This window comes from Pseudoduganella aquatica, assembly GCF_009857595.1.
Classification (GTDB): Bacteria; Pseudomonadota; Gammaproteobacteria; order Burkholderiales; family Burkholderiaceae_D; genus Rugamonas; species Rugamonas aquatica_A.
Genome location: NZ_WWCU01000015.1, coordinates 22,465 through 41,834, shown reverse-complemented (window position 1 = coordinate 41,834; position 19,370 = coordinate 22,465). Strand labels below are relative to the sequence as shown.

General features: G+C 65.9%; 16 protein-coding genes. 6 read left to right on the top strand and 10 right to left on the bottom strand.

Annotation, left to right across the window (positions count from 1 at the left end):
* Nucleotides 1-30 precede the first annotated feature (30 nt).
* The 10 genes from GTP77_RS14665 to GTP77_RS14620 form a co-directional block, all read right to left on the bottom strand.
* On the bottom strand, nt 31-2,328 hold the full coding sequence (locus tag GTP77_RS14665) for an FdhF/YdeP family oxidoreductase (protein WP_161072899.1): 2,298 nt from the start codon (nt 2,326-2,328) through the stop codon (nt 31-33).
* 100 nt (nt 2,329-2,428) lie between these two features.
* Nucleotides 2,429-3,964 carry an MFS transporter gene (locus GTP77_RS14660; protein WP_161072898.1) on the bottom strand — a complete coding sequence of 512 codons (1,536 nt, stop codon included), beginning with the start codon at nt 3,962-3,964 and terminating at the stop codon, nt 2,429-2,431.
* Between the two features lies 1 nt (nt 3,965).
* Entirely contained in the window at nt 3,966-5,186 is a 1,221-nt protein-coding gene (locus GTP77_RS14655; protein WP_161072897.1) for an HlyD family secretion protein, read from the bottom strand.
* Between the two features lie 5 nt (nt 5,187-5,191).
* On the bottom strand, nt 5,192-6,646 hold the full coding sequence (locus GTP77_RS14650) for an efflux transporter outer membrane subunit (protein WP_161072896.1): 1,455 nt from the start codon (nt 6,644-6,646) through the stop codon (nt 5,192-5,194).
* Between the two features lie 52 nt (nt 6,647-6,698).
* Nucleotides 6,699-7,151 carry a MarR family winged helix-turn-helix transcriptional regulator gene (locus GTP77_RS14645; protein ID WP_161072895.1) on the bottom strand — a complete coding sequence of 151 codons (453 nt, stop codon included), beginning with the start codon at nt 7,149-7,151 and terminating at the stop codon, nt 6,699-6,701.
* A gap of 105 nt (nt 7,152-7,256) precedes the next feature.
* Nucleotides 7,257-7,709 (bottom strand): FAD-dependent oxidoreductase, encoded by a 453-nt coding sequence (locus GTP77_RS14640; RefSeq protein ID WP_161072894.1) that lies wholly within the window; start codon nt 7,707-7,709, stop codon nt 7,257-7,259.
* Nucleotides 7,710-7,904: 195 nt separating this feature from the next.
* Nucleotides 7,905-9,086 carry an NO-inducible flavohemoprotein gene (gene hmpA, locus GTP77_RS14635; protein WP_161072893.1) on the bottom strand — a complete coding sequence of 394 codons (1,182 nt, stop codon included), beginning with the start codon at nt 9,084-9,086 and terminating at the stop codon, nt 7,905-7,907.
* Between the two features lie 43 nt (nt 9,087-9,129).
* On the bottom strand, nt 9,130-9,561 hold the full coding sequence (locus GTP77_RS14630; RefSeq protein ID WP_161072892.1) for a hemerythrin domain-containing protein: 432 nt from the start codon (nt 9,559-9,561) through the stop codon (nt 9,130-9,132).
* Between the two features lie 78 nt (nt 9,562-9,639).
* Entirely contained in the window at nt 9,640-10,368 is a 729-nt protein-coding gene (locus GTP77_RS14625; protein WP_161072891.1) for an aquaporin, read from the bottom strand.
* Between the two features lie 78 nt (nt 10,369-10,446).
* Entirely contained in the window at nt 10,447-12,753 is a 2,307-nt protein-coding gene (locus GTP77_RS14620; RefSeq protein WP_161072890.1) for a PAS domain S-box protein, read from the bottom strand.
* A gap of 208 nt (nt 12,754-12,961) precedes the next feature.
* On the opposite strand from GTP77_RS14620, the gene GTP77_RS14615 reads away from it, so the two are divergent.
* The 6 genes from GTP77_RS14615 to GTP77_RS14590 all read left to right on the top strand — a co-directional run bounded on the left by GTP77_RS14615 (nt 12,962) and on the right by GTP77_RS14590 (nt 19,369).
* Nucleotides 12,962-13,672 carry a YdcF family protein gene (locus GTP77_RS14615; RefSeq protein ID WP_228892522.1) on the top strand — a complete coding sequence of 237 codons (711 nt, stop codon included), beginning with the start codon at nt 12,962-12,964 and terminating at the stop codon, nt 13,670-13,672.
* 17 nt (nt 13,673-13,689) lie between these two features.
* A complete protein-coding gene (locus GTP77_RS14610; protein WP_229202196.1) occupies nt 13,690-15,159 on the top strand; it encodes a chondroitinase-B domain-containing protein in 1,470 nt (489 codons plus the stop codon).
* Nucleotides 15,160-15,256: 97 nt separating this feature from the next.
* Nucleotides 15,257-16,684, top strand: a complete 1,428-nt coding sequence (locus tag GTP77_RS14605) for a circularly permuted type 2 ATP-grasp protein (RefSeq protein ID WP_161072888.1) — start codon at nt 15,257-15,259, stop codon at nt 16,682-16,684.
* On the top strand, nt 16,678-17,640 hold the full coding sequence (locus GTP77_RS14600) for an alpha-E domain-containing protein (RefSeq protein ID WP_161072887.1): 963 nt from the start codon (nt 16,678-16,680) through the stop codon (nt 17,638-17,640). The genes GTP77_RS14605 and GTP77_RS14600 overlap by 7 nt, the downstream gene beginning before the upstream one ends.
* Before the next feature lie 21 nt (nt 17,641-17,661).
* Nucleotides 17,662-18,465: a transglutaminase family protein gene (locus GTP77_RS14595; protein WP_161072886.1), complete on the top strand. Its 804-nt coding sequence runs from the start codon at nt 17,662-17,664 to the stop codon at nt 18,463-18,465.
* Nucleotides 18,466-18,538: 73 nt separating this feature from the next.
* Nucleotides 18,539-19,369, top strand: a complete 831-nt coding sequence (locus GTP77_RS14590) for a proteasome-type protease (protein ID WP_228892520.1) — start codon at nt 18,539-18,541, stop codon at nt 19,367-19,369.
* The last annotated feature ends 1 nt before the right edge of the window (nt 19,370 follow it).

Here is a 19,370-nt window from a genome sequence, read left to right as displayed (position 1 = left end):
CAATACTGGTTTATCGGCTGCGCCGCTTGATCAGCGCTCGATCAAAATAGGCACTTGCTTGAAGGCTGGCGTGTTCGAGCCGCGCGCAGTCAGGTCCGGCGAGGACAGTGGCGTCAGCTCTGGGAAGTAGCCAAACACATCGTCGCCCCGGATAGGATACTCGACCAGGCGGTAGCCTTCCACCACGCGTTCGATTCCGTCGACCGACGCGGCGCGCAGATTGACCGTGTCTCCGTCCTTGAAGCCCAGCCGCGCCAGCGTGGCCGGGCCGATGAACAGCACCTTGCGCGTGCCGTGCACGCCACGGTAGCGGTCCACTTCCCCCGTGGGGTCGTGATACACCGTGGTGTTGTACTGGCGGTGCGCGCGCACCGTGGCCAGGCACACTACCCTGTCGCCATGCACGGCGCGGGCGCGCTGCATGATGCCGTCCTGCGGCAGCGCGTGCGGCGCGAAGTTGGCCTTGCCGCTGTCCGTCTTCCATTCCCTCAGCGCCGCCGTATTGGGCAGGTGGAAGCCACGCTTGCGGCGGATGTTGGCGTTGTACTGCTCAAAGCCCGCCACCGCGCCTTGCGCCACGCGCTCGATCAGCTCGCGCGTCAGGTCGTAGTCGCGGCCCATGCCGGCCCAGTCTATGGTGGAGCCGGGCAGCGTGTGGCGCGCCAGTTCAGTCACGATATGCGGCTCCGAGCGCAGCTTTTCGCTGGCCGGGCGGTTGCGCCCGGTGGATGCGTGCACCATGCTTGCCGTGTCCTCCACGCTGACGAACTGCTGGCAGCCGGCCTGATCGTCATGTTCAGTTCGGCCCAGGCAAGGCAGCAGCAGGCCGGTCTGGCCGGGGTACAAATGGGTGCGATTGAGCTTGGTTGCGATGTGCACCGTCAGCTTGCAGCGCGACAGCGCGTCCAGCACGCGCGGGCTGTCCGGCCCGGCCACGGCGAAGTTGCCGCCCAGGCTGGTGAAGGCATGCACCGAACCGTCCAGCAGGCCACGAATGACGGACACCGCGTCCAGTCCCGGTGCGGACGGCGGCGTGAAGCCAAACACGCGCTCCAGGCCTTGCAGCCATTCGGCTTTGGGCCGGCTGGTCACGCCCACCGTGCGGTCGCCTTGCACATTGGAGTGCCCACGCACAGGCATCAGGCCTGCACCGGGCTTGCCGACGTTGCCGCGCAAAAGCATCAGATTGGTCAGCATCTGGATGGTCTCGACTGCGTACTCGTTCTGGGTCAGGCCCATGCACCAGGTGCTGATGGTGGCGTTCGAGGCCGCGTACAGCTGCGCGGCCTGCTCCATCTGGGCGCGGGACAGGCCGCTGCTGCGTTCAATCTCTGGCCAGTCCTGGACGCGCACCACGGCTTCCAGCGCTTCAAAACCTTGCGTGTGGTCGGCGATGAAAGCGCGGTCCAGCAAGCCGGGCGCGCGGCTGTCCGCCTCCAGCAGCGCCTTGATGATGCCGGTGATGGCCGCCAGGTCGCCGCCCACGCGCACCTGGTAGTACTCGTCCGCGATGGGCGTACTGCTGCCGGTCAGCAGTTCGCCTGCCGCCTGCGGGTCGGTGAATTTCTGCAGGCCGCGCTCCAGCAGCGGGTTGAACACGACGATTTTGCAGCCGCGCAGCTTGGCATGGCGCAGGTCGCCGAGCATGCGCGGGTGGTTGGTGGCAGGGTTCTGGCCGAATACGAAAACGGCCTCCGCATGCTCGAAATCCTCGCGCGTGACAGTGGATTTTCCCACGCCGATGGACAGGCGCAGTGCGTCGCCGGAAGCCTCGTGGCAGTAATTGGACGAATCCGGCAGATTGTTGGTGCCGAACGCACGCGCGAACAGCTGGTACGGGAAGGCCGCTTCATTGCTGCTGCGGCCGGACGCGTAGAACACGGCACGGTTCGGACAGTCCAGCGCACGCAGGGAGGCGCCGGCCAGTTCGAAAGCCTGTGCCCATTCAATTTCACGGTAAGTGTCGCTGGCGCGGTCGTACAGCATGGGCGCGGTCAGGCGGCCGAGCGCTTCAAGCTGCCATTCCTCGTTCTTCCGCAATTCGCTGACGGTATGCGCAGCGAAATGCGCGGGCGTAGCGCGCTTGGGCGTAGCTTCGTGCGAAATCGCCCAGGCGCCCTGCTCGCAGAAATCCACCGCCTTGTCGGTAGGCGAATCCGGATAGGCGCAGCCGGGGCAGTCTATCCCCTGCGGCTGGTTCACGTGCGCCAGCGTTTGCAGGGCGGGGAAAGGGCCATAACCGGTGAGCGCGCGGGCCGTGCCGCGCAGGGAGCCAAAGCCGCCGGCAGGCTTGCCGTAGGCTTGAATGGGAATGAATTTGTCCGACAAAGCAGAAACTCCAGTGACGCCGAAAGCCGCGAACTTTACCACAGGGCCGCGCGCGCACAAATACGTGCGCGGCGCCCTGCCCTGCGTCCGCGTTTCCGTGTCAGCGCAGCACGCGCTGCACCGCCATCAGCAGCCCGGCGGCCACGGCGAAGACAGCCAGGAAGCCGAAGTAGTCCAGTGCGGACAGCATGGCGGCTTGCTGGTTCAGCTGCTGCGCCAGCGTGGCCACCGCCATTTGCGCGGACTGCGCGCCGTGGCTGGCTGCGAACTGCCCGCCAAGCTGGTCCACGGCTTCGCTGAACGCCGCGCCGCTGCTGCCGAATTGGCGCGCCAGCACCGCCACATGTTCGCTGGTGCGCCATTGCAGCGAGAGCGCAGCGCCGGCCGTTCCGGCGGCGAGGCCGAATTGCGACAGCATGTTTTTCAGTTGCTGGCCGTGTGCAAAAGCCAGTTCGTCGCGCTGCAGGTCTACAAAGGTCTGGATCGCCGTGGTAGCCATGACCAGGATGATGAACACGCCATACGCTGCAATCGCAGGCGCCACGTGTGTCCACAGCCCCGCCTCGCCGCTCAGGCGCGCCAGCAGTATGCCGCAGGCGGCCAGCGAGGCGAAGCCCGCCACGTAGAACTTCTTCGGCGACGGGAACTTGGGCAGGATGGTGGCCATGATCCAGAACGCGGGCAGCGCGGCCATCAAGCCGGTGGCCTGGACCTGGCCGATCACTTCCCAGGGGAAGCCGAGCGCGCGCTGCATAAGCACGGGCAGCATGGTGTTGTTTGCGCCCAGCACCACGTAGCACAGCGTGAACAGGCCCAGTCCGGCCAGGTAGCGCGGCTTGAACAGGCGATTCAGCACCAGCAGCGGGCTGGCGTGCTCGTACTGGTGGCGCGCAAAGTACAGCAGCGCCGCGCTGCCGGTCAGGATGGCAAGCACCAGCGGCAACGCATCGGCATAGAAGTCATACGTGGCGCGCTGCAGGGCGTACAGACTCAGTAGCGCCCCGCCCAGCATCACCACCAGCTGCAACGGATGCGCTTCCGTGCGCTGGGCATCCGGCGCCGGGTCGGAAGGCAGGCAGAAGCCGGCCAGCAGCGCCGCCAGGGATGCGAGCACGGACAGCAGCACGAAGATGGCGGGCCAGCTGTCCTGCGCCACGGCGATGGAGGCGAACCACGGCGCCAGCGCATTACCGATGGCGAGCGCGCTGGCGAACACCTTGATACCGAGGAAGCGGCGCGGGCTGGGCGGCATCAGGTTGATCATCAGGCGCGCGCTGGTCATGAAGGCCGCACCGCCCATGCCCATTACCGCGCGGCCGAGCAGGAATTGCGGGAAGGAGCCGCTGCTGGCGCAGACCGCCGCACCGGCGACGAACAATGCCGCCGACACCTGGATGAACAGCCGCCAGCCCATGCGCTCCACTAGCCAGCGCTGCTTGGAGATCGCGGCGATGGCCACCACCGCATACACTGCCGTGACGATGGTGAATTCCTCCGGCGTGGCGCCTATGCCGCCCATGATGGGGCCTGCGCCAAAGGCGATCATGCCGGCCTGGAGAAATTCAATCGCGTTCAGCACGAAGATGGTGGCCAGCAGCGTGCGCTCGTGGGGATGCCGGGGCGGTGCGGGCTGCATGTCAGTCCACCAGTGCCAATGCTGCAGGACGTGCGGCTGGGCGGGCTGCAGGCGGCACCGCGCCGCCCGCATTGGCGGCGATAATGCGCTGAACCAGTTGGTCCGCCTGTTCCAGCTCGTGCTCGAATACGCCGGTCTTGTAGGCCGCGCGGCGGGTGGCCGTGCTGGTGGCTACCGCGCCGCTGTGGTCCGCCGTATCCACCGACACATGCATGGACAGGCCCAGTTTAAGCGGGTGTGCAGCCAGCTCCTTGGCGTCGAGCGCAATGCGGATGGGCACGCGCTGCACCACCTTGATCCAGTTGCCCGTGGCGTTCTGTGCCGGCAGCAGCGAGAAGGCATTGCCGGTCCCCGCGTCCTGGCCGATGACGCGGCCCGTGTAGCGCACCTCCTTGCCGTACACGTCCGCGCTCAGCACCACCGGCTGGCCTATCCGGATATCGCGCAGCTGCGATTCCTTGAAATTGGCGTTCACCCACATCTGCTCCGGCGGCACGATGGACATCAGCGCCGCGCCCGGCGCCACGCGCTGGCCGAGCTGCACATTGCGCTTGGCCACCAGCCCGCTGACCGGTGCGCGCAGCGTGGTGCGGGCCGAGGCGACGTAGGCGTCGCGCAGCTGGGAGCTTGCGGCCTGCACGTCCGGATGATTAGAGATGCTGGTCTGGTCCACCAGCGCGCTGGTGCCGGCAAGCTGCTGCTCGGCCACCGTCAGGGCGGCGCGCGCCGTCTTCACGGCGTCTTCAGCGTGTTCTATGTCCTCGCCGGATACGGCGCCGCTGTGCGCAAGCGCTTTGCGCCGGGCCAGGTCGGCGGTGGCGCGCGCCAGGTCCGCCGCGCGCAGCGTGACGTTGGCGCGGCCCTGGCTGGCGTTGGCGAACTGCGCCCGCACCTGCCGCACGGCCTTGGACAGCTGCGCTTCGGCGCGTTCCAGCGCAAGCTTGGCGTCCACTTCGTTCAGCTGCACCAGCACCTGGCCGGCCTGCACATAGTCGGTATTGTCGGCGCCGATCTCGGTCACGCTGCCGGACAACTGCGGTGTTACCTGCACCACGTTGCCTTCTACGTAGGCGTCCTCGGTCACCTGATGGCCGTTTGGCGCCAGCATCAGCCATGCGGCGCCAGCGGAACCGGCCAGCAGCGCGGCTGCGGCGATATTGGTGAAGGTTGCGCGCTTGGCCGGAGCCGGAGCGGTTTGCGCTGGGGGAGTTGCTTGGGTCATGATGATCACCGCGAAGTCAGAGGAATGGAGTCCTGGCGGTAGCCGCCGCCAAGGGCGCGCGCCAGTTGCATGTCGAGGTCGAAGGCGCGCGTGTCGAGTTCTATCTGCGCGCGCTGCTGCGCCAGCACCTGGATTTGCGCCGCCAGCACCTGCAGATAATTGCCGACGCCCGCGCCGTAGCGCTGCACCGACAAGTCGTAGGCCTGCTGCGCCGTGGCGAGCGCCTCGGCCTGCAGGGCGTTGCGCTCGCCCAGCCACTGGATGGACACCAGCTGGCTGACCACGTCGCGCAGCGCGTCGGCCAGGGTCTGGTTATAGGCTTCCACCGCCAGGTCGTAGTCCGCGTTGCGCAGCGCGAGATTGCCGCGCAGGCGGCCGCCGTCGAAAATGGGCAGGCTCAAGCCCGCGCCCGCGCTGGCGATGCTGCTCCCGCCTTGCAGCAAGGCGCTGAAGCCCAGGCTTTGCAGCCCCACCAGCGCGTTCAGGTTGATCGTGGGGTAAAACTGCGCCTTTGCCACGGCGATGTCGCTGCCCAGGGCTTCCACCCGCCAGCGCTGCGCCACCACGTCCGGGCGGCGCGCAATAAGTTCACTCGGCAGCGTGCTGGGCACGGCGGCCGGACGCATCTTCAGCAACTGCGGACGTGCAATGGCCAGGCCACGGTCCGGCCCAGCGCCCAGCAGCGCCGCCATTTGCGCGCGCACCAGGGCCAGTGCTTCGTCGGCCACGGCGATGTCGGTGCGGGCAACGGGGATGGCCAGTTCGGCCTGTTTCAGCTCGGCCTGCGAGTCCAGCTTGGCCGCCACGCGCTGGCGCGTCAGTTCCAGCACGTGCTGGCGCTGTTTCAGCACCGCTTCGGCCAGGTCGCGCTGGGCGTAGAGCTGCGACAGCTTCAGGTAGGTTTGCGTTACGCCCACCGTGAGCAGCAGGCGCGCCGCCTCGTTTTCCACTTCGGCGGCTTTCTGCCGGCCCAGCGCCGCGTCCACGGCGGACTGGTTCTTGCCCCAGAAGTCCAGTTCATAGGAAAAATTCAGCGTGGCCTCGTTGCTCCACTTCCACGATCCGGCAAGCGGCTTGGGCACATTGCTGTTTTCGCTGAACTGCACGCGGTTGCTGCGCGCAGCGCCGCCCACTTGCGGCGACAGCGACGCCTCCGCGATGCCGGCCGCGGCCGCGGCTTGCCGCACCCGCGCGTCGGCCATGCGCATGGTGGGGCTGGAGGCCAGCGCTTCGTCCACCAGGCGGTTCAGCTGTTCGTCACCGTAGCGCTGCCACCAGTCATAAGCGGGCCAGGCTGCCGGTGACAGCGAAACAGGCATGGGCGCCAGCGTGGCGGCGGCCTTGAGCTGGTTCGCCTCGTGCAGCCGCGCCTGCGGTTTCAGGCCGCCGTCGCTGGCGCATCCCGCCAGCAGTGCCAGCGTGGCCGCTGCGACCAGTTCCGGCATACGTAGAGTGTTCATCTTGGCATCCTTGAAAAGTACTTGCCTAGGCAGGCAAATCCGTAAAAAAATTTCAACGGCGGTTAGAGGCGATAATTCTTTGCAAAAAACCTTGCAGCTGGGTCGCCTCTTCCGGCGTAAAACCCTCCAGCGAGCGGGCGTGCACCTTGCGCACCGCCTCCATAATCTGCGGATACAGGGCAACGCCCTCCTCGGTCAGTTCGAGGATCTGGCTGCGGCGGTCCTCCAGCGAACGCACGCGGCGGATAACGCCCTTCTCCTCCACCCGGTCCAGCAGGCGCTTCATGGCGCCGCTGTCGTAGCCCATGAAATCGCAAAACTCCGTCAGCGTGCTGGCGCGCTCGTGGGCAATGCCCACCACCACCATGAACTGCGCCGATGTGATGTTCAGCGGCGCCAGCTCGCGCTCCATATCGGCCAGAAAGCCGCTGCGCGCCTGGGTCAGCAAAAAGCCGAGGCCACCGCTAAACATCTGGTTCCAGGCTTTGGATGTGTCGAATTTCATGCCGCTTGCTCCTGTTTGAAATTACCTGCCTAGGCAAGTAACTGTATTATACGAGAACTTTCGCCAGACGCAAGCGGCCAATCAACTCAGCTTACAGGAGGCCAATCAGGCGACGACGGAGCGCGCCGGGTCGGCGCCGGTCAGCTTCACTTCGCGATGCCAGCCTTCGGTGTACACCGCCCCTGCGCCGCCCAGGTCCAGGCAGGTCACGTAGAACGGCTGCTGGTACGGCATGGTTGGCAGGCCCAGCAGATCCGCCGCGACGTTGTGGCCCGCGTAGCGCCCCATGTCGATGGCGTGCTGGCAGGCCATCATGGCGTGATTGCCATGGTCGTCGGTGGCTGCCAGGGTTACGTCGCCTGCGGCGTAGACGTGGGCTGCGCCGGTCACGCTCAGGTCGAGCGCGACGTGCAGGCGGCCGAGCGGATCGCGCTGCCCCGACCCCTGCTCGGTCAACGCGCTGGCGCGCATGCCGCCGGTCCAGATTACCGTTCCTGCGGCAATGCGGCTGCCGTCCGCCAGCTCCACGCCGGAGCCGAGCAGGCGTGTGACCTTCATTTCATTCAATCACGGGACGCGGACCCGCGCCCAGTTCCGGGCCGATGCGCCGTGCTGGCGCAGCACACGCTGGCCGACCTCGCGCGCCGCGTGGAAACAAAAACGCCGCCCGGTTACGGGGCGGCGACGATACAGTGGCTCGGCAGCCGGACGGCAAGCCGCCGCCCGGGCCGGGGCTCGTAGCGAGCCGCCGGATTACTGCAGCGCTTCGGCCGGGCCGAAGAACTCGTAGTAGGTCTGCGCTTCCGGCACACCCAGTTCGCGCAGGTGCGTCTTCATGGCCTTCATGAAGGGCGTCGGGCCGAGGAAGTAGGCTTCCACGTCGCGCGATTCCGGCAGCCAGTCCGCCAGGTGCTCCTTGCCGATGTAGCCGGTGGCGTGCGCCTTGACGTCGCTGCCGTGGTCCTGCTCGTACACATAGTAGCGGCTCAGCTGCGGGTGCTTCTCGGCCAGTTCGTCGATATGGCTGCGGAAAGCATGCACGCCGGCGTGGCGCGCCGCGTGGATGAAGTGCACCGGACGGCGGGTGCGCAGCGCCGCGCCCAGCATGGCCAGCGTCGGGGTGATGCCCACGCCGCCGCTGATCAGCACCAGCGGCTTGTCGCTCTCGGCCAGGGTGAAGGCGCCCGACGGCGGGAACAGGGTCACGCTGTCGCCCACGTTGACGGCGCCGTGCAGGTGGTTCGAGACCTTGCCGTTCGGCTCGCGCTTGACGCTGATGCGGTAGGTGGCGCCGTTGCTTTCGGCCGACAGCGAGTACTGGCGGCGCATTTCCGTGCCGTCCACCGTCACCAGCAGGCCGATGTACTGGCCCGGCAGGAAGGACACCACTTTGCCGCCGTCCGCCGGGGCGAACACGAAGGACGTGATCTCGTCGCTTTCCACGGTCTTGGCCGCCACCTTGAATTCACGCGCGCCGCGCCAGCCGCCTTCGGCCTGCTCGTTCGCGGCGTAGATCTGCTCTTCGGCGCCGGTCAGGATTTCCACCAGCTGGCCGTAGGCCGAGGCCCAGGCGTCGATCACCGCGTCGGTGGCCACTTCCGCGCCCAGCACTTCACGGATGGAGCCCAGCAGCGCTGCGCCGACTTTCGGATAGTGCTCGGGCAGGATTTGCAGCGAAGCGTGCTTGTTGATGATGGTGTTCACCAGCGGGCCGAGTTCCTGCAGGCGGTCGATATTGGCCGCGTACATCAGGATGGAGTTGGCCAGGGCGCGCTGTTGGGTGCCGCCGTGCTGGTTGGCCTGGTTGAAGAACGGAATCACTTCCGGGAAATCGTTGAACAGCTTCAGGTAGAAGTGGCGCGTCAGCGTCTCGCCGCCGGTTTTCAGGATGGGCACGGTGGCGGTGATGATGGCGCTGTGTTCTGGGGTCAACATATTGGTTTGCCTTTGCTAGTGGTTGATCAGGTGAGTTGGGGAGTCAGGCGGCCAGGCGCTCTGCTTCGAGCGCTTCCACGGCCGGATAAAATTCGTGGTCTTCCTTCTTCATGCGGTCGTAGACGCGGCGCAGCACCGCGTTGGCCTGGGCGCGGAATTTTTCCGGCTCGGCCAGCAGATGGGCGGCCGAGTTCCAGGTAGTGGCGAAAGCCATGTAGGCAGCCACAATGCCGTTCATCTCGAACTGGTACAGATTGCTCATGCGGGCAATGGCGGCGTCGCCGCTGGCGCGCAGCGTGGGGTACAGCACCTTGTCTTCCACAGACAGATGCAGCTTGATGTTGCCGCTCATGCCGATAATGCGCGCCGCAATGCGTTCGGCGTTCGCTTCGATGCCGCCGTGGACCAGTTGGCGCAAGGCGTCGATGTCGGCGAGAATGTCCTCGTGCTGGTGCTTGAATTTGTCGATGTTCATGGCTTTCGCTCCGGATTTCGCTATCAATGTGACTGAACTATAGCCGGTTTTCCATAAACATGCAATCTATCTACATCTTTAAATTTGGAGCGCTGGTTTTCGGCGGAACAGCATGGTGGCGGCGGCCGCCCCCGCGATTTGCGCAAGGATGCAGGCTGGGGCATCGGCCAGGCGCAGGCCGCCGCTGCCCAGGGTGCGCGCAAGCGTCATGGCCGGGTTCATGTGTGCGATCGAGGGGCTCCAGCTGCAGGCCGCCATGACGTAGGCCGCCACGGCACACGCCGCGACTGCGGCACGGCAGCGTCCGCAGTTGATGAAGACGGCCAGCAGGCCGAATGTGGCGGCAAATTCGCCCAGCAAGGACGCCGCGCCGCTGTGGCCCTGGCTGGCGGCCACCAGCCAGGGCATGCCGAAGATGGCGTGCGCGCAGGCCGCGCCCAGCATGGCGCCGGCGCCCTGCGCTGCGGCGTAGGGCAAAGCCAGTTCCGGTTCCAGGCTGCCGCGCCAGGCTTGGCTCAAGGCCAGCAAGGGGTTGAACAAGCCGCCGGAGACAGGGCCGAAGAGCAGTATCAGCAACGCCAGGCCCGTGCTCGATATCGCCGATGCTATTGCCGGCGCCCATGCGGCGTCGGCGCCTGCCAACCGCGCCGCCGCAAAACCGGCGCCGCAGGAAATTGCCAGCAGCAAGGCCGTGCCGGCGAATTCGGCGGCCAGGCGCCTGGCGATGAGCGCGCCCCGCCCTGCGCCGGCCGCCATGCATACTTTTGATCCGGCTGCTGCCGAACGCTTGTTTGTCACCGCCATCATTACACTTCTCCCTCATCGAACGAACCCTCCAATGTACGGAGGGCTGGCCGGGACGAGGTCTGCGCGCGGCGATAGCTGCTATAGCGCCGAGGCCTTGCCGTTGCTGCGCACAATGGCCAGTGCGGCGTCGAGCCCGTCTTGCAGGGCGTTGATGTCGATGGGCTTGGTGAAGTAGCGGAAGAAGCCCGCGTCCAGCGCGGCGTCGATGTCCTTGCGCATGGCGTTGGCGGAGATGGCCAGGACCGGGATGGACGCCGTGGCCGGGTCCTCGCGCAGTTGGCGCTGGATCTCGCGGCCGCTCAGGCCGGGCAGATTCATGTCCAGCAGTAAGATGTCCGGAAGCTGGCGGCGTGCCATGTCCAAGCCTTGCACGCCATCCGTGCACGTGATCAGCCGCAGGTCGCTGCGGAAACTGAGCACATCTTCCACCAGGCGCAGATTGGTTGGGTTGTCTTCCACATACAGCAGCAGCGGCAAGCCGCCGCGCTGCTGGGCCGGCTGCTCGGCCGCAGGCATGGCCGCTGCGGCAATGGCGGCGCGGGCGCTTTCCGGCGCCGCCGTCGCCGGCAGCTCGACCCAGAACATGCTGCCCGCTCCCGGGGTGCTCTGCACGCCGATGGCGCCGCCCATCAGCTCCACCAGCCGCTTGGTCACCACCAGGCCGATACCGCTGCCCTCCTCCGTGCCGCCTTCCTGGCCCAGCCGGTTGAAGGGCTGGAACAAGGCATCAAGCTGCTCGGGCTTGAGGCCGGGGCCGGTATCCTGCACCGACACGCGGATTTTATCCACGCCGGCTTCCGCGCAATCGACCACGACAGCGCCGTATTCGCGGTTGTATTTGATAGCGTTGGACAGCAAATTGAGCACGATCTGCTTGAGCCGCGTGCGGTCGGCTTTCACATACATGTCCACCGAAGGCGCCACGATAACGCGCACGCCGCGCTTGTCGGCCGCCACGTCCACCATGCGGTGAGCCTCCTGCAGCAGTTCGGCCAGGCCCACCGGTTCGATCGAGAGCATCACCGTACCGGATTCGATCTTGGCCAGGTCGAGGATCTCGTTAATCAGCGTCAGCAAATGCTCACCGGCCTTCAGAATATGTCCCATGAAAGTCTTGCGCTGCAGCTCGGTGACGGGCAGCTTCTCGTTATTGAGCAGCTGGGCAAAGCCGAGGATGGCGTTGAGCGGCGTGCGCAGCTCGTGCGACATGCTGGCCAGGAACAGGTCCTTGGCCTTGTTGGCCCGCTCCAGCTCCAGCTTCTGCTGCTGCAAGGCGCGTTCGATGCGCTTGCGCTCGGTAATGTCGCGGATCGCGCTCGAGACCAGGATCTCGCCCTCGGTTTCCAGCGGGCTGAGGCTGATTTCGACGGGGAATTCCGTGCCGTCGCGCCGCAAGCCGTACAGTTCCAGCCCGGCGCCCATGGCGCGCGGACGCGGCGCGTGGAAGAAGCTGCTGCGCTGTTCCGGGTGGCCGGCGGCAAAGCGCTGCGGGATCAGGACTTCCATGCGCTTGCCCAGCAGCTCGCGCCGCTCGTAGCCGAACAGCTGCTCGGCCTGCGAGTTGACCAGCACGATGTCGCCCTGGCGGTTGACAATGACGATGGCGTCCGGCGCCGACTCCAGCAGACCCCGGAACTTCTGCTCGGCCTTGCGGCGCTCGCTGATGTCGCGGATGGCGCTCATCACCAGCTTGCCTTCCTCGGTGGTGATAGGGCTCAGGCTGATCTCGACGGGAAACTCCACCTTATCCTTGCGCAGCCCATACAGCTCCAGCCCGGCGCCCATGGTGCGCGAGCGCGGCTGCACGAAGTAGTTGCTGCGGTGGCTGATATGGCCGTTGCGGTAGCGCTCCGGGAGCAGCACTTCGATGGGCTGTCCCTTGAGCTCGCCCGGTTCATAACCGAACAGCCGCTCGGCCTGGGTGTTGGCCAGCACGATCAGGCCGGTGGAGTTGGCCATGACGATGCCGTCCGGCGTGGACTCAAGCACGTCGCGGTATTTTGCCTCCACATGCTTGGCGTCGCGCAAGGCTTTCTGGCGCGTGATGTCGTTTTTGGAAAGGAGGATGAACTCCTTGCGCTCGGGGCCATCCTGCACGATCTTGCTGGCCACGTTGACGAAGATAGGTGCACCGCTTTTCTGGCGGCGCAGACCCTCGTAGTCATAGGCGCCGCCGTTCCTGGCCAGTTCGGCCAGGAAGGCCTGCCAGTCTGCGGTGCTCTCGCCGGTCAGCTCATAGATATAGCGCCCTATGGCCTCGTTGGCCGTGTAGCCAAATAGTTGCTCCGCCCCGCCGGTCCAGTGCGCCACCTTGCCGTGGCGGTCGGTAACGATCACGCCGCCGGGCGCCTTGTCCAACACCAGCTGATCGAAATCGGTTGTCATCACACGTCCCGAAGCAAGAAGTGGCCCTGAGTATAGGACTGGACGCTCGGTGGCACAAGCATTGTGACATGTCATTTCACTACCATTTTGGTAGCGATGCCGCTCTGCGCCGGCAATCCTTGACTTTCGGCGGCGCAATTGCTCCAATGCCAAGATGCTTGTACCTTTTACCATTTCGCAATTCGCCCACGTAGTCCTGCTGCCGCCGATGAGCCTGTTTCTCGCCATGCTGGCGGGCTGGCTGCTGCGCCGCCGCTGGCCGCGCACCGGCCGCGCATTGTGGGGCGGCGGACTTGCCGCACTGGTGGTGCTGAGCACGGACGCGGGCGCGCGCCTGCTGGTGCGCCCGCTGGAAAACCTGACCGCGCCGCTGGCGGCCGGGGCAGAGAAGCAGGCGCAGGCGGTGGTGGTGCTGGCCGCCGGCAATATGGAGCATGCGCCCGAATACGGCGGCAACAGTCCGGACAGCATTGCGCTGGCGCGCCTGCGCTACGGCGCCCACTTGCAGCACAGTAGCGGCCTGCCGCTGCTGGTCACGGGAGGCAACGCGATTCCAGAACGTGGCGTGCCGCCCAAGGCCGAGGCCATGGCGCGCGCGCTGCGCGAGGATTTCCGCACGCCGGTGCAATGGGTGGAGTCCGCTTCCGCCACCACGGCGGAGAACGCCGAACTGTCGGCCCGGCTGCTGAAACCGGCCGGCGTGCGCACCGTGCTGCTGGTGACCGACGCCATGCACATGCCGCGCGCTCGGCGCGTTTTCGAACGCGCCGGCCTGCAAGTGGTGGCCGCGCCCACCGTATTCCGTGCCTGGGGGCCGCTGTCGGCGTCCTCCTTCCTGCCGAGCGCGGACGCGCTGGCATCGTCCTATTACGCCGTCTATGAATGGATAGGCCTGGCGTGGTACCGCATTAAAGAATAACCCTCTATCGGAATTTTATGTCCCGCACTAAACGTTCATCGTCCCGTAAATCCTCCAGCCGCCTGTTGCCGCTGGCCATAGTCGCCCTGCTCGGACTGGGCGTGGGCGCCGCTGCCGCCTTCTACGCCGTCAACCAGGTGGGCATGGCGCCGCGCCAGGTGGGGCCGTATGTGGAGCGCCGCGCAAGCGGCCACAACAATATTGTGGAAGGCCTGGGCCGCAAGCTTGCCGCTACGCTGGCCGGACTGGACGGCGGCGCCGCCAGCGCGCCGCCGCTGCCGGCCTGGAGCGCCGGTGCACAGGCCGCAGGCACGCAAGTCGCCCCGTCCGGCAATGCGGTGCCAGTGTCCAATCCCGGCGCGCTGGTGCAGGCCATGGCGCAGGCCCGCGCGGGCGATGTGATTACGCTGCAGCCGGGCACCTACAGCTTCAGCGGGGTGAACTTCATCGCGGCAAGCGCGGCGGGATCGAAGGAGCGGCCCATCACGGTGCGCGCGGAGCGCCCGGGCACGGTCCATATCGAGTTCAAGCTGAGCGAAGGCTTCCTGGTCAGCGGGCCTTACTGGGCCTTTGAAAACCTGGCCATACGCGGCGCCTGCACCGATACTGCGCAGTGCCAGCACGCCTTCCACATTGCCGGCCGCGCCAATGGCTTTGTGGCGCGCAACAACACCATCAGCGATTTCAATGCGCACTTCAAGATCAATGCCCACGGCGGCAGCGCGCCCGACGACGGCGTGATTGAAGGCAATACGCTGAGCAACACCGCCGCGCGCAAGACCAGCGAACCGGTGACGCCCATCGACCTGGTGGCGGGCAGCCGCTGGGCCATACGCGGCAATCTGATCTCCGATTTCATCAAACAGGGTGGCGACGGCATCAGCTATGGCGCCTATGCCAAGGGCGCCGGCTCGGCCAATCTGTTCGAACGCAACGTGGTGCTGTGCGAGCACAATCTGCGCGGCTACAGCGGCCAGCGCGTGGGCCTGTCGCTGGGCGGCGGCGGTACCGGACTGCCCTATTGCCGCGACCAGCGCTGCATTACCGAACAGGACGGCGGCGTTATCCAGTCCAACCTGATCGCCTCCTGCTCCGACGAAGGCATTTATTTGAACCGCGCCGCCACCAGCAAGGTACTGCACAACACGCTGATCGACACGGCCGGCGTGATGGTGCGCTACCCGGAAAGCAGCGCCCAGGTGGAAGGCAACATTATCGACGGCCGCGTGCGGGCCGACCGGGGCGGCATTATCCATGCCGGAGACAACCTGGAAACCGGCCTGACCCGCCTGTTCATGGGTTCGCATCCGCAGCGCGCCCTGTTCCGCGACGCGCTGGGCCTGGACCTGGCCTGGGCCGGCGAGGCCCCGCGCCGTGTTTCGGCGGCGGAGCCAGCCGCGGCCCCGGCGGACCTGTGCGGCAAGTCCCGTCCCGCGCAGCCCGCTTACGGTGCGGTGGAGAACTTCGCGGCCTGTTTGAAGCGCTGAAGCTGCACTAAAGCGGTGCAACCGCTGGCGCATCCGCGCTTGTAATGCTGGCACGTTTCTTGTTACTACAAGTTTATCGCAGCCACGGAACAAGCAGATGCCTACCTTCTTCAATGAAATGCATGCCGACGGCGGATTGGAAGTGCGCGAGCACTACCGCGAATTCTGCCGCTGGCTGGCCCAGCAGCCGCCCGAAACCATAGAGCGCAAGCGCGCCGAAGCGGATTTGATGTTCCGCCGCGTCGGCATCACTTTCGCTGTCTACGGCGACGACGCCGGCACCGAGCGCCTGATTCCCTTCGACATTGTGCCGCGCATTATCCCGGCGGCCGAATGGAGCCAGCTGCAAACCGGCCTGGTTCAGCGCGTCAAGGCGCTGAACATGTTTATCCACGACATCTACCACGGCCAGAACATCATCAAGGCCGGCATTATTCCCGCCGAGCAGATCTACCGCAACGCCCAGTACCGGCCTGAGATGCAGGGGATTTCGGTGGCTTCCGACATCTACGCCCATATCGCCGGGGTGGACATCGTGCGGGCCGGCAAGGGCGAGTTCTACGTGCTGGAGGACAATCTGCGGGTGCCGTCCGGCGTGTCCTACATGCTGGAAGACCGCAAGATGATGATGCGGCTATTCCCCGAGCTATTCGCCCGCAACAAGGTGGCGCCGGTGGAGCACTATCCCGACCTGCTGCTGGACAATCTGCGCTCGGTTGCCCCCATGGGCGTGGACGACCCCACCGTGGTGGTGATGACGCCCGGCATGTACAACTCGGCCTACTTCGAGCACGCCTTCCTGGCGCAGCAGATGGGCGTGGAGCTGGTGGAGGGCAAGGACTTGTTCGTGGCCGACAACTCGGTCTACATGCGCACCACGCACGGCCCCAAGCGCGTGGACGTGATCTACCGCCGCCTGGACGACGACTTCCTCGACCCGCTCGCCTTCCGGCCCGATTCCTCGCTGGGCGTGCCCGGCCTGCTGTCGGTCTACCGCGCCGGGCGCGTCACGCTGGCCAACGCCATCGGCACCGGCGTGGCGGACGACAAGTCCATCTACCCCTACGTGCCGGACATGATCCGCTTCTACCTGTCCGAAGAGCCCGTGCTGAACAACGTGCCCACCTACCAGTGCCGAAAAAAGGAGGACCTGCAGTACACGCTGGCCCACCTGTCCGACCTGGTGGTGAAGGAAGTGCACGGCGCGGGCGGCTACGGCATGCTGGTGGGGCCGGCGTCCACGCGCGAGCAGATCGAGGACTTCCGCCGCCGCCTGATCGCCAAGCCGGACGGCTATATCGCCCAGCCCACGCTGGCCCTGTCGAACTGCCCCACGTTCGTGGAAAGCGGCGTGGCGCCGCGCCATATCGACCTGCGGCCTTTCGTCCTGTCCGGCAAAACCATCTCCATGGTGCCGGGCGGCCTGACCCGCGTAGCCTTGCAGGAAGGCTCGCTGGTGGTGAATTCGTCGCAAGGCGGCGGCACCAAAGACACCTGGATACTGGAAAAGGATCAACCATGCTGAGCCGCACCGCCGACCATTTGTTCTGGATGGCCCGCTACACCGAGCGCGCCGAGAACACCGCCCGCCTGCTGGACGTGACGGTGCAGACCTCCATGCTGCCGCTGTCCGAGCAGGACGCCGCCCAAGGCTGGCGCGCAATGCTCGGCATTTCCGAACTGCAGGCCGCGTATGACCGCAAGCACAACACGGTGGATGCGCGCTGCGTGATCGATTTCATGGTGCGCGACCCGTCCAACCCGTCCTCCATCGCGGCCTGCCTGAAGGAAGCGCGCGAAAACGCCCGCGCCGTGCGCGGCACGCTGACGACCGAGGTGTGGGAGATCCAGAACCAGACCTGGCTGGACCTGAACAAGCGCCTGGGCAACGGCGTGCTGGACCACGATCCCAGCCAGTTCTTCGAGTGGGTGAAGTACCGCTCCCATTTGTCGCGCGGCGTCACGCTGGGCACCATGCTGCGCGACGACGCGGTGCATTTCATCCGCCTGGGCACCTTCCTGGAGCGGGCCGACAACACGGCGCGCATCCTGGACGTGAAATTCCACGGCGCGCGGGATGCAAGCGAGGGCGGCGAGTCCGGAAGCGAACAGACCCAGCGCGACTTCTACTACTGGGCCGCGCTGCTGCGTTCGGTATCCGGTTTTGAAATCTACCGCAAGGTCTACCGCGACGTCATCACCCCGGCGCGCGTGGCCGAACTGCTGATGCTGCGCGCCGACATGCCGCGCTCGCTGCTGGCCTGCATGGATGAAGTGGTGCAGAATCTGCAGCATGTGCGCAACGACCTGTCCCGGGATACCGAGCGTTTTGCGGGCAAGCTGCACGCTGAACTGCAATTCGCCCGCATCGACGACATCCTGCAAGCCGGACTGCACGACACGCTGACCGAATTCCTGCAACGCATATACGAACTGGGCAACCGCATCAGCCGCGATTTCCTGGTACCGCTGGCCGCTTGAGCGTACGCCTGAAAGAACACTATGCAACTATCGATACGGCATGAGACGAGCTACAGCTACACGGCGCCGCAGGCTTATTCCATCCAGCAGCTGCACCTGACGCCGCGCGCCGAGGCGCACCAGCACGTGCTGAACTGGCACTTGAGCACGGTGGGCCAGATCCACGGCTATACCGACGCCTACGGCAACCTGTCGCACATGCTGACCATTAACGCGCCGCACTCGGGACTGGCCATTATCGCGCAGGGGCTGGTGGAGACCACCACGCCGCCCGGCGGCCGCATTCCCAACGGCGACACGCTGTCGCCGCTGATCTACACGGTGCCGACCCGGCTAACGGCGGCCACGCCCGGCATCCTGGAGCTGGCAGCGGCCGCCCTGCCGGACGGCAAGGCGCAGACGCGGCAGCTGATGCAGCTGGCCGAGCATATTTTTGGTGCGGTGACCTATATCACCGGCTCCACGGAAGTGAGCACAACGGCAGGTTCGGCCCTGGCGCAAGGCAGCGGCGTCTGCCAGGACCATGCGCACATCTTCCTGGCCTGCTGCCATGCGCGGGGCATACCGGCGCGCTATGTGTCCGGCTACATCGACCCCGGCAACACCAGCCACGCGGCCAGCCACGCCTGGGTGGACGCCTGGGTGGAGGATGGCGGCTACAGTGGCTGGATCAGCATCGACGTGACCCACGCGCGGCTGATGGACGACAGCTATTGCCGCCTGGCCATCGGCCGCGACTATGACGCGGCCGCCCCGGTGCGTGGCATGCGGCGCGGCGGCGGCGGCGAAACCATGTCGGTCCAGGTCAGGATTGTGCCGCAATAGCACGCCGGCGGGCTGATGATAAAATTGATTCCTTGAACCAATACATTGTTATCAAATGACTTATTGCGTAGGAATGCGCCTGGATGCGGGCCTGGTGTTTTTGTCGGACTCGCGCACCAACGCGGGCGTGGATCAGGTCAGCACGGCGCGCAAGCTGAACGTGTTCGAGCTGCCGGGCGATCGCATGATGGTGCTGATGACGGCGGGGAATCTGTCGATTTCCCAGTCGGTGCGGCAACTGCTGTCCGAGCACGTCGGCGCGTCCGGCTACAGCATCTGGAACGCGCCCAATATGCACGAGGCGGCCCGCCTGGTGGGCGAAGTGGTGCGCCTGGTGCACGAGCGCGACGCGAAGGCGCTGGCCGAATTCGGCATCGATTTCAATGTGAGCCTGATTTTCGGCGGCCAGATCAAGGGCGAACGCTGCCGCCTGTTCCAGGTCTACTCGGCCGGCAACTTCATTGAGTCGCACAACGAGAACACCTATTTCCAGATTGGCGAGGCCAAGTACGGCAAGCCGATTATCGACCGCGTGGTCACGCCGGAAACCGCGCTGGACGAAGCCGCCAAGTGCGCACTGATTTCCATGGATTCCACGCTGCGCTCCAATGTGTCGGTGGGCCTGCCGCTGGACTTGCTGGTCTACGAAAACAATGCACTGGCGGTGACGCGCTTTGTGACCATCGACGAGCGCAACGAATACTTCCAGATGATACGCAGCACCTGGGGCCAGCAGTTGAAGACCATCTTCGAAGGCATCGCGGCGCCGGTGTGGGACAGCTCGCCGCAGGCGCGGGTGAGCAAGCCGGTGCGGGTGCCGCTGCCGGAAAGCCTGGCGTCCGGCACGCAGCCGCCCGCCGCGCCGCAATCGTTTGCGCAGCAGTTCGACAACAAGCAACAGTAAG

Bases quoted from the DNA above. Each gene is read 5' to 3' on its own strand.
- GTP77_RS14660 (WP_161072898.1), bottom strand. From the start codon at position 3,964: ATGCAGCCCGCACCGCCCCGGCATCCCCACGAGCGCACGCTGCTGGCC.
- GTP77_RS14655 (WP_161072897.1), bottom strand. From the start codon at position 5,186: ATGACCCAAGCAACTCCCCCAGCGCAAACCGCTCCGGCTCCGGCCAAG.
- GTP77_RS14650 (WP_161072896.1), bottom strand. From the start codon at position 6,646: ATGAACACTCTACGTATGCCGGAACTGGTCGCAGCGGCCACGCTGGCA.
- GTP77_RS14645 (WP_161072895.1), bottom strand. From the start codon at position 7,151: ATGAAATTCGACACATCCAAAGCCTGGAACCAGATGTTTAGCGGTGGC.
- GTP77_RS14640 (WP_161072894.1), bottom strand. From the start codon at position 7,709: ATGAAGGTCACACGCCTGCTCGGCTCCGGCGTGGAGCTGGCGGACGGC.
- hmpA (WP_161072893.1), bottom strand. From the start codon at position 9,086: ATGTTGACCCCAGAACACAGCGCCATCATCACCGCCACCGTGCCCATC.
- GTP77_RS14630 (WP_161072892.1), bottom strand. From the start codon at position 9,561: ATGAACATCGACAAATTCAAGCACCAGCACGAGGACATTCTCGCCGAC.
- GTP77_RS14625 (WP_161072891.1), bottom strand. From the start codon at position 10,368: ATGATGGCGGTGACAAACAAGCGTTCGGCAGCAGCCGGATCAAAAGTA.
- GTP77_RS14620 (WP_161072890.1), bottom strand. From the start codon at position 12,753: ATGACAACCGATTTCGATCAGCTGGTGTTGGACAAGGCGCCCGGCGGC.
- GTP77_RS14615 (WP_228892522.1), top strand. From the start codon at position 12,962: ATGAGCCTGTTTCTCGCCATGCTGGCGGGCTGGCTGCTGCGCCGCCGC.
- GTP77_RS14610 (WP_229202196.1), top strand. From the start codon at position 13,690: ATGTCCCGCACTAAACGTTCATCGTCCCGTAAATCCTCCAGCCGCCTG.
- GTP77_RS14605 (WP_161072888.1), top strand. From the start codon at position 15,257: ATGCCTACCTTCTTCAATGAAATGCATGCCGACGGCGGATTGGAAGTG.
- GTP77_RS14600 (WP_161072887.1), top strand. From the start codon at position 16,678: ATGCTGAGCCGCACCGCCGACCATTTGTTCTGGATGGCCCGCTACACC.
- GTP77_RS14595 (WP_161072886.1), top strand. From the start codon at position 17,662: ATGCAACTATCGATACGGCATGAGACGAGCTACAGCTACACGGCGCCG.
- GTP77_RS14590 (WP_228892520.1), top strand. From the start codon at position 18,539: ATGCGCCTGGATGCGGGCCTGGTGTTTTTGTCGGACTCGCGCACCAAC.